The organism is Novosphingobium lindaniclasticum LE124, from assembly GCF_000445125.1.
GTDB classification, from domain to species: Bacteria; Pseudomonadota; Alphaproteobacteria; order Sphingomonadales; family Sphingomonadaceae; genus Novosphingobium; species Novosphingobium lindaniclasticum.
Genome location: NZ_ATHL01000081.1, coordinates 1 through 10,125 on the forward strand (window position 1 = coordinate 1; position 10,125 = coordinate 10,125).

Annotated in this window: 3 protein-coding genes and 6 pseudogenes; 5 read left to right on the forward strand and 4 right to left on the reverse strand. The window is 55.9% G+C overall.

All coding sequences use genetic code 11. The features are described 5' to 3' along the window. Together L284_RS37025 and L284_RS48785 are read right to left on the reverse strand one after the other, a co-directional pair. Positions 1-293: pseudogene (locus L284_RS37025) on the reverse strand (transposase); the annotation flags it as partial. 286 nt (positions 294-579) lie between these two features. Beyond that, positions 580-771: pseudogene (locus tag L284_RS48785) on the reverse strand (IS110 family transposase); the annotation flags it as partial. 159 nt (positions 772-930) lie between these two features. Here L284_RS48785 and L284_RS37030 point away from each other — a divergent pair. Further along, positions 931-2,270: pseudogene (locus L284_RS37030) on the forward strand (IS1380 family transposase). A 214-nt stretch (positions 2,271-2,484) separates the two neighbouring features. After that, positions 2,485-3,569 (forward strand): annotated as a pseudogene (locus tag L284_RS37035) (IS5 family transposase). An 86-nt stretch (positions 3,570-3,655) separates the two neighbouring features. Here the strand turns inward: L284_RS37035 and L284_RS48230 are convergent. Beyond that, positions 3,656-3,811: a hypothetical protein gene (locus L284_RS48230; RefSeq protein WP_160172124.1), complete on the reverse strand. Its 156-nt coding sequence runs from the start codon at positions 3,809-3,811 to the stop codon at positions 3,656-3,658. 343 nt (positions 3,812-4,154) lie between these two features. Here L284_RS48230 and L284_RS47970 point away from each other — a divergent pair, with 343 nt between their 5' ends. Both L284_RS47970 and L284_RS47440 read left to right on the forward strand, forming a co-directional pair. After that, a complete protein-coding gene (locus tag L284_RS47970; RefSeq protein ID WP_327194213.1) occupies positions 4,155-5,756 on the forward strand; it encodes a sulfotransferase family protein in 1,602 nt (533 codons plus the stop codon). A gap of 22 nt (positions 5,757-5,778) precedes the next feature. After that, positions 5,779-8,652, forward strand: a complete 2,874-nt coding sequence (locus tag L284_RS47440) for a rhamnan synthesis F family protein (RefSeq protein ID WP_081674014.1) — start codon at positions 5,779-5,781, stop codon at positions 8,650-8,652. 305 nt (positions 8,653-8,957) lie between these two features. Here the strand turns inward: L284_RS47440 and L284_RS47445 are convergent. Next, a pseudogene (locus L284_RS47445) lies at positions 8,958-9,261 on the reverse strand (transposase domain-containing protein); the annotation flags it as partial. 59 nt (positions 9,262-9,320) lie between these two features. Between L284_RS47445 and L284_RS48790 the strand changes: the two are divergent. Beyond that, a pseudogene (locus tag L284_RS48790) lies at positions 9,321-10,125 on the forward strand (transposase); the annotation flags it as partial.

Consider the following 10,125-nt stretch of genomic DNA (forward strand, 5'->3'; position numbering starts at 1 on the left):
GCGGCGTCTGGCGGGGCTCAATAGTTTCCCCGCGCTGCCTCCTGCAGGATCATTTTATCGAGCGTCAGATCCGACACCGCCTGCCGCAGCCGGGCGTTCTCTCGCTCGAGATCCTTCATCCGCCGTGCCTGATCCATCTTCAGCCCGCCGTACTCCTTGCGCCAGCGGTAATAGCTCTGTTCGGTGACGCCGATCCGCCGGCAGGCGTCGGCCACCGTCCCGCCCTGCGCCAACACGATCTCCGCCTCACGCAGCTTGCCGATGATCTCCTCGGGCTTGTGCTTCCGAGCCATTCCATTCCTCCTTCGTGGTCCAGACTACGATAGTCGATGGGCCACTCAGAAGGGGGCAGATCAGTCGATGGGCTTCAAGTGCACGGTCGTCGCGCTCTCGCTCATTCGTAAGCGTCCGCCCTCGGGCGTGTTGCGGCATTCAGGCCTGGCGCTGATGGACTATCCGCTAAGGAGTCTCTTTCTGGGCTCCAAAAGGAGGCCAAGTGAAGGATCGGGTGGAGATCATCGCGCCCACCGAAAGGCGCAGGTGGTTTTCGGATGCCGAGAACGCGGCGATCTTCGCCGAGGCGGATGCAGACGGCTTATGGGTCCTCCCGCGCTTCACGTATGGCTTAACATAGGTCGGCGGCATCAGGCATATTTCCTGCCCGATCGCGATGAGTTCCCGCGCCCAATGATGCGCAGACGCGCAGGCTTCCATGCCGATCAGACAAGGCGACAACTTCGCAAAGAACCGGATGACCTCGGCCTTGCGCAGCTCGACACCTCGAAAAGCCGCTGGCGCCTAGCCTCTCCTAGTCACCGGGGCGGCCAGGAGGGTTGGCGGGAGTAGCGTAAGGTTCTGTTCTGAAGTAGGAAATTGGGTGTCTAAGCCATCCCTTCTCCGGGACGGAAAAAGCCACAGGCCACACCCGCCATGAACGATGCTAGCCCAAGCCGATTTGGATTCCCAGCGGTCGGCCGAAAGAAAATCACAGCCGCCTTCGACGGGAGACGGTTGACTTCGGACGGTGGGGTTTTGCTGCTGGCCCAGGCCGAACGCGAGCTGGATATCTGCAGGCAGCTTGCCGCTTGCGTTGCCGATCCGCGCGATCCCTGTCGTGTGATCCATAAACCGGATGATATCCTGCGGGCACGGGTTCTGGCGATTGCCTGCCGCTACGAGGACGCCGACGACCTTGATGCCCTGCGACGATCCGGGCTTTCGCCTGGCGCTGGGCAAGCTGCCGGGTTCGGGCGCCGGCCTGGCGAGCCAACCGACGATGAGCAGTTGGGAGAATGCACCGACCACGCGCGGGCTGGCGCGCATGATGCCAGCGATGGTCGGCATCTATTGCGGCAGCTACCCCGCGCCGCCTGAGGCGGTGACGCTCGATATCGATGACACGTGCGACGTTGTGCACGGCTATCAGCAGCTCTCGTTCTGGAACGGTCACCACGGCGAGCGCTGTTTCTTGCCGATCCACATCTATGACACGGCAACGGGACGGCCGGTCGCGATGCTGCTGCGTACGGGAAAGACGCCTTCGGGCGCGGCGGCAGTCGGACACATTCGGCGCCTCGTCGGCATATCCGCCGGCACTGGCCCGAGACGCACATCACGATCCGGGGCGACGGGCACTACGGCAGACCCGAGGTCATGTCGTTCTGTGATGCGCACGGCATCGACTATGTCTTTGGTCTTCCCACCAACGGTGCCTTGCGCACTAATCCCGGCATCGTCGCCGCCGCCGATACCTGCGCGGTCAAGCGCGCCGAGGAACAACGCGTGGTCCTGCGCAGCTATGCCGAGACCCGCTATGGCGCGAAGAGCTGGAAATGCCAGCCGTTACCCGGATCGAGGCCAGTACGCTCGGCATGGATATCCGCTACGTCGTCACGTCGCTGGCACAAGGCTCCGCCGAGTATATCTACGACAGCCTCTACTGTGCCCGTGACCGAGCCGAAAACCTCATCAAACTGCACAAGACGCAACTCGCCAGCGATCGCACCTCGTGCCGCTCGGCCAACGCAAACCAAATGCGGCTCATCCTGCACACCGCCGCGTTCTGGCTCATGTGGCGCATCCGGCGGGCCATGCCAAGGGCCTCCGCTCTTGCCGCCGCCGAGTTCGCCACCTTGCGCCTGCGGCTCCTCAAGGTCGCCGCCCGCGTCGTCGAAACCGCCACCCGCTTTCGTGTCGCCTTCGCTTCCGCCTGTCCCGACGCCGCCGTGTTCCAGGCCATTGCCGCCGCGCTCAGGATATCCCCGACTTAGCTTGGGCGACCATGCCGCAGAACGCTCACACCCTGCCCTTCAACCCAGCAAACCTCTCGATCCCACGCGATGAAAAAGACGCTACGATCCCGTTCGACCTGATTACGTGGAAAATCCGCAAGCAGGTGTGCGCTCGGGAATGTAGGCGCTCAATGAATAGGACGGGCTAGCGCTTGAGGTGATTCACCGCCTTTGCACGACGGTGGAGGCGATGATGGCGGGACAGCCGAGTTTCTTCGATCTTTCGGACCGATACGAGGCGTTAAGCGCGGCAGGCCATGCGCTTGAACGGCTTGCGGCTGTCGTCGACTTCGAGGTTTTCCGCGGCCCGTTGGTAGCAGGGCACTGCGGCGGAGTGTCCGCGGCAAGGGTGGAAGGCCGCCGTTTGATCCGGTCCTCATGTTCAAGATCCTACTCCTGCAGGCGCTCTACTCGCTGTCTGATGAGGCCACCGAGTTCCAGATTAAGGATCGCCTGTCGTTCCAGCGCTTCCTAGGGCTCGGGCTCGACGGCACGGTGCCGGACGCAACGACGGTGTGGTTGGTCCGCGAGAGGCCGGTCAAGGCCAAGGCGATCGACAGGCTGTTCGCTCGCTTCGATGCCGCGCTCACCAAGCGGGGCTATCTCGCTATGGGTGGGCAGATCATCGACGCCACGGTCGTGCCGGCACCCAAGCAGAGGAACACCGAGGCCGAGAAGATGGCGATCAAGGAGGGCCGGGTTCCCGAGGACTGGAAGCCGGCCAAGATCAGGCAGAAGGATCGCGATGCGCGCTGGAGCGTTAAGTACACCAAGGCAAAGGTGAAGGAGGGCGCCGATCCCAAGGCGGCGAAGCCGGTCGACCTCGCTATCCCGATGTTCGGTTATAAGAAACACATCGGCATCGACCGCGGTCATGGCGTCATCCGCACCTTGGACGCGAGCGCCGCCAATGCTCACGACGGCGCGCGGCTGCCCGAGGTGGTCAGCAAGGACAACACCGGCTCAGGCGTGTGGGCCGACACCGCCTACCGGTCCAAGAAGAACGAGGCCTTCTTCGCCAAGGGCATGTTCACCAGCCACATCCATCAGAAGAAGCCGCCTCGCCGGCCGATGCCCGAGCGCATCGCCAAGGCCAATGCGAAGTGCTCCGCCGTGCACTCAGCAGTCGAGCACGTGTTCGCCGGCCAGAAACACCGCATGGGGCTTGTCGTCCGCACCATCGGCACCGCCCGCGCCCGCATCAAAATCGGAATGGCGAACCTCGCCTATAATTTCCGACGCCTCGCCTGGCTTGAGGAGAGAACTGCGCTCGCGTAACGCCGAAAACCGGCCTTCAGGCCGCCCAACACCCGAAAATCAGAAGATCAGGAGGATGAAACAGAGGCACACCGCCCCCCCCGCCTTCACCTTGCCATCATGCCGAAATCAGCCGGTTCTTCGAGGCGTCCAGCTTGCGCCGGATCGCCTTTGAGCCTGTTGCCGATTTCGCCCGCGTGATCAAGAAGGCAATCCGCCTTCGCCGTCGAAGCGTATTCACCCAATGCCTTTTCAGGCGTCAAGTAAACCGCCGCCTGATGTCAAGGCCTTTGCCACGCCTCCTCAAGCAGCATCTGAGTGGAAAAGTCGCGCCAGCACATGCAGATGAGTGTTTACCGCACTTCCCAGATGGCATCGCAATGCGCCAAAACAGTGGCATTGAAAAGGCATTGCACGGAAGGCTGCCAGGCGGACCGCAACTCTGCTTACGGCAAAGCAGGTTGACTGCTACAGTCTCTTCCTTGCATAGGATTGCCACCAATGCGAGACGGGTCAGCTGCTCAAATTAACCATCGCCCAACCGCAGTCTGCCGTACTTTTCCCAATTGGGGTAATAGACTATCGATGGAAGAAGTGGATGCCCTAATGCCGCGGAAAGCTATTATAGTTCTTGGTATGCACCGGTCAGGGACAAGCGCGCTAGCTCGCACTTTAAATCTTCTCGGGTGTGATCTGCCACACACTCTGATGCCAAGCGCGCCAGCAAATCCAACCGGCCATTGGGAATCAACCGCTATCATGGCGCTCAACGACGAAATCCTGCATTCCGCAGGCAGTCGGTGGGACGATTGGCTTGAAGTTAATCCGAGTTGGTATGAGTCGCCTGTTGCGAAGAAGTTTGTTCAACATGGGGTTGCTGCCTTACGTGAAGAGTACGGCGAATCGCCACTTTTCGTGTTTAAAGATCCGCGAAATTGTCGTTTAGTTCCATACTGGTTCGATGTTTTCAGCCAATCACATATAGCGCCCTTGACTGTTATCGCCTTGCGTAATCCGCTTGAAGTTGTCGCTTCCTTGGAATTGCGAGATCAACAACCTCGGGATTATGCGATACTGCTGTGGTTACGTCACGTCCTTGACGCTGAGCACTACACTAGAGGGAAAGTTCGTGCCGTCCTGTCTTACGATAACCTTTTGAACAATTGGGCGGGAGAAGCCGAGCGACTACAGACATTATTAGGCGTCACTTGGCCTCGCTTCTCGCCTCTCTCTTCCCTGGATGTGGAAGCATTTCTTGACCGCACCAACCGCCATCATCACCAATCGTCTCAAGACGTCTTCTCTAACCCTCTACTTTCAGACTGGGTGCACGACGCCACTAAGATTTTAACGATGTGGGCAAATTTGGGTGAGAACCAACAAGACTATATCGTGCTCGACAACATCAGGTGCCAACTAAACACCGCCGGACCAATATTTGGTCGATTAACATACTCCACCATACATCAGGAACAGATAAACCGTGAATTAAGAGCCTTAATAACAGTCAAGGACGAAGATTTAGGTCGCCTTAACCGCAATATATCAGCCCTCCAACAAGAGTATGAAAACAAATTGGATCTAGCAGATAAAAATATTTTCAAAGCACAGAGAGAGGTCGCCATCAGCCAAAACGAATTAGCCCTCACTCGAAGTGCTTTAGCAGATCGAGAAAAAGAAATCTCCCAGGTTAAGGTAAGATTACAGGCCGAGCAGGAACGCGCTGATTTAGCTAATGAAGCACGCTTTGTCGCGGAAGCAGACGTGGGAACCTTGCGTGAACGATTGGCGACATCGCAGTCGGAGGTCGTCGCCTTAAGCAAGATTTTGAAGGAGCGTGAAACGGAATTAGCAGACATACAGCTGCGGTCGCCCTCAGAGGATCCGGTCGAGATTCAAAATGAGATTTCGTATTTGGCAAACCGTCTTCGAGAGAAGGAGGTGGCTGAAGATCTGCATCTTCAGCAAATCGAGTGGCTTAGAAAGGTAATTGCTACGATTATTGGCTGCCCGCGATGGTGGGCTTTCGTACCAAAGCTGTTGAGCAACAGGTGGAGAGACGAGCGACTTATTCGTAGCAAACTTTTTGATTCTCAATCCTACACAGCCCGTTATCCAGACGTGGCCTTATCAAAGGCCGATCCACTGCGGCATTACATTGTACATGGTATGGCTGAGAATCGCATCATTGAGAATCTTAATCAGTAAGTAGGATACTGCGGCGGGCCAAATGAATAAAAATCTTTCTCTGCTCAAGGGTTTTGATGCCGACTGGTATTTAGCCGAATATCCTGACGTTGCCGAGTTAGGGATGAAGCCACACGAGCACTTCTTGTGGATTGGCGGCCGCCTCGGGCGGAAGCCTGGACCTAATATCAATTTGACTGCGGATGAAATAGCTCAGTTCCATAAGGCTGCTGATATTAAGAGAGTATCAGCTTCTCACATAGATTCATCAAAATTTAGGGTTGGCCGCGTGCCTGCTATATTTATCAACGATGGAGACGCATCCGTTGATAAATCTTTCGCCGCCAGTATCGCAGTACATGCGCATTTATATTATCCAGATCTTGCACCTGAGTTTGCTTCATTTTTAAACAGAATGCCGTACTCATTCGATCTTTTTGTATCTGTTCCAGATGAGGGTGCAAAATCGAAAGTGATTTTCGATTTTCGCGAGATACATAACCTCGGAAAGCTTGACGTTAGGATTGTTCCAAACGTCGGACGAGACATAAGTCCTTTTGTGGTAGAGTTTGCAAAGGAACTATCAGGGTACGACATCTGCGCGCATATCCAATCAAAGAAATCCCTCTACAATCAAGGGGCTACCGATGGATGGAGGCAATACATCTTGAACTCTTTGTTTGAGAGTTCTGAGCGGATCGCATATCTACTGCATAGCCTAGATAGAGGCCGATTTGGCATCATATATCCTCAGACCTACTATAATATTCCTTACATGGCCCACACCTGGTTAGCGAATAGCGGATTGGCTAGGCAATTTTCACCTCGCTTGGGACTGTCGGGATTACCGGACGGCTATTTCGATTTTCCCGCAGGTTCTATGTTCTGGGCAAAAACTGATGCTATCAGGCCTTTGCTGGAAGCTGGTCTTGATTGGCCTGATTTTCCTCCTGAGCAAGGCCAAACTGATGGCACTCTTGCACATTGCATTGAACGCATGTTGGGCCTAGTTCCGGCATCGCGGCATTTCCAACACGGGGTGATCCGAGACAAACTCACCCCCAGTTGGTCCCGCTGGCGGCTTAACCAGTTTCTCGACAGGCCCCTGCAACATTTGCATGATGCAATCACTCATCCAACGACGAAGGTTGTCGCTTTCGACATCTTCGACACCTTAATAACGCGGCCACTGCTTGATGCCGATTATGTCAAAAGCATTTTGAACACCGAGTATGCAGCAGCAGGGCATCAGGGATTTCTTTCTGCGCGCGCTTCCCATGAAGAGGCAGCTCGAAATGCGAAAGGCGCCGACGTAAACATCCACGAAATATACGACAGCCTTTTGAAGGCAAGCTTCAATGCTGAATTATTATCTAAAGAGCGTGAAATAGATCTAGAAGTTAAAACGGTCCGGCCTCGAAACGACGTAATCAATCTATTCAATTTTGCTCGACTGGCGGGCAAAAGAGTTATTCTCATAAGCGACATGTTTCTGCCCCAAGACGCCATCGAAGCTATGCTTGAGAAATGCGGCATTAGTGGTTGGGATCATTTTTATCTCTCCTGCGAGGTAGGTTTACGAAAGGATAGCGGTAAGCTTTACCAGCATGTTCTCAATCACGAGAACGTGTCGCCCTCAGAAATCGTCATGTTTGGTGATAACGAGCGTTCGGACTTTCAAATTCCGGCGGACTTGGGGCTGCAAGCGATCCACGTTATGAAACCATCAAATCTGCTGAAAGCTATTCCGCGCTTTGCGGATCTTATTCCTGATGCACGTTCGGCTTCACCCGGAGAGCAGTTCGTATTTGGCGCAATCGCAGCCGAAAATTTTAGTTCCGTTTCGTTCCCGCAGTTTTCTGCAGATGACATGTTCAGAAGCGCTCAGCAGATCGGTTATGGCTTACTGGGTCCAATTGTTTTATCGTTCTGCCAGTGGCTTGAACGAAAGGTTGCAGAAGATGGCTTGAAATGCCTCCATTTCCTGGCGCGTGAAGGCAAGTTTTTGAAACGTGCGTTCGATCTGTGGCAGCGAACGCGGCCACACCCAACGAAGACAGAATATCTCCTAATTTCCCGCCGTGCCATTACCGTCCCTTGTATAAGCGAAATTTCGGATGCCCTCGATATTGCGAGCGCCAATGATTTTTACGGAGCCAGTATCGAATCATTTTTGGTCGAGCGATTTGGCATTACGTTGGATGACGCGACTTGGATCGAAATAGAAAGAAGAAAACTGTGGCAGCGAGATCAGCCACTCGAGATCCGCAATGGTAGCGTCGAGCACCTGAAGCCGCTCATCGCAAGGATTATGCCTGAGATCATCAGTGAGGCGCAAGCCGAACGTGAATCTGCTTTAACCTACTTCAAAAGGATGAAGTTAGATAATAAAGAATCGGCTGTAGTAGATGTTGGCTATGGCGGCACGATCCAGCGACATCTCATTAAACTTTTGGGGACGGAAATTTCCGGACTTTACTTAGTGACTGACGAGAGAGGGCACGACTGGGGCGTGCAGTCGGGCGTGTCGGTAAACGGTTGCTTTGTTGAAGGAGCATCAAGAACACCGCAGGCATCTCCGATGTTTCTCCACAGCTTCCTAATAGAGAAAATGTTGAGCGCTAGTGACCGTCAAGTCATGCGCTATACAGGAGATGGTGAGATAGAGTTTCGTGACTTCCAAGAAAATGAGGATAAAGGCGCTGACACACGCACGGAAATGCAAGATGCAGCTATAAAGTTCATTACGGAAGCGGCAACTATCCGCGATGATTTGCTTGGCGAGTTTACAGTAAGTTCTAAACTCTGCGAGACTTTGTTTGCACGCTTTTCTACTCACCTATCGCCTAACGAACGTCGAGTATTCGAAAACCTCGCTCTGGACGATTTCTATTGCGGTAGAGGAATCGTGAACTAAGTCCTTCCGAGTTATTTGTGGCTAATTTTTAAGTTAAGGCAAGAACCTCTGAGCTGGACACATCGAAGAACCGGTAGCGTCTTACGACTTGAGAAGATCGACTGCCGGAACGCGAGGGCCGACGCAGTGGACAGTTGGACAACCGGTGACCCTGTCCCCGTTCTGCCATCGGTCAGAACGAGAGATCCGGCACTTCATCGGCCGAGGTTAACCCCGGCCGATGAAGCAAATTCGGCCGGCGTCATGAACCCGTAAGCGGCCAAAATCCGCGTAGCCATCCGGTGAAAGCCGCGGCGTAGCTCGGATCAGGTGACGATCGGGCGCTGTGCTGGTTGCCAATTCCAGGGCATTAGCTGATCGAGCTTGTCGGGCCGGATGCTCAGCAATGCGAGCGAGTACATCGGCGAGCCAAGCCTGCGGATCGACGTCGTTGAGGCGGGCTGTCTGGATCAGGGTGTAGAGGGTGGCCGCACGCTGGCCGCCGCGATCGGATCCACAGAACAGCCAAGCTTTCCGTCCGAGCGGCACACAACGCAGAGCACGTTCGGCGGCATTGTTGGTCAGACAGACCCGGCCGTCGTTGAGGAAGCGGGTGAAGGCATCTGACCTGCCCCCCGAAAGGTCCCTCATTCTGATGTAGAGTCTGCCCACGAGGAAGGAGCAGACGCATGAGGAAGAGCCGTTTCACCGAGGCGCAGATCATCGGGATGATCAAGGAGCAGGAGGCAGGGCTTCCAACGGTCGAGGTTTGCCGGAAGCACGGCCTGAGCACGGCGACCTTTTACAAGCTGAAGGCGAAGTATGGCGGCATGGAGGTTTCCGATGCCCATCGGTTGCGGCAGTTGGAGGACGAGAACGGCAAGCTGAAGCGGCTCCTAGCCGACAGCATGCTGGACAACGCGATACTGAAAGACCTGCTGGGAAAAGGCTGACGACGCCGGGCCAGCGGCGCGACGTGGCGCTCGGTGTGATGCGGGACTACCAGGTCTCGCAGCGCCGGGCCTGCGTGCTGATTGGCGTCGATCCCAAGACGGTCAGGCGCGAACGCCCGCCGGACCACGGAGCGATCCGCGAAGCCATGCGGGAGATTGCAGGGCAGCGCCGTCGGTTCGGCTATCGCCGGATCGGCGTCATGCTGGAGCGCAAGGGCATGAGCATGAACCACAAGAAGCTCTACCGGCTATATCGGGAAGAAGGCTTGTCTGTACGCCGACGGCGCGGCCGCAAGCGCGCCCGGGGCAGTCGGACGCCGGTGCCGGGAGCACTTCGCCCAGGCGACCGCTGGTCGATGGACTTTGTCGCCGATACGTTCGGGGCATCGCGAAAGTTCAGGATTCTGGCGATCAATGATGATTGCTGCCGGGAGAACCTGTGCCTGGCGGCGGACACCAGCATCTCCGGCGCTCGGGTGGCGCGCGAACTGGATGCGCTGGTTCGCCTGCACGGGAAGCCGGCTTGCATTGTCAGTGACAA

Bases quoted from the DNA above. Each gene is read 5' to 3' on its own strand.
- L284_RS47970 (WP_327194213.1), top strand. From the start codon at position 4,155: ATGCCGCGGAAAGCTATTATAGTTCTTGGTATGCACCGGTCAGGGACA.
- L284_RS47440 (WP_081674014.1), top strand. From the start codon at position 5,779: ATGAATAAAAATCTTTCTCTGCTCAAGGGTTTTGATGCCGACTGGTAT.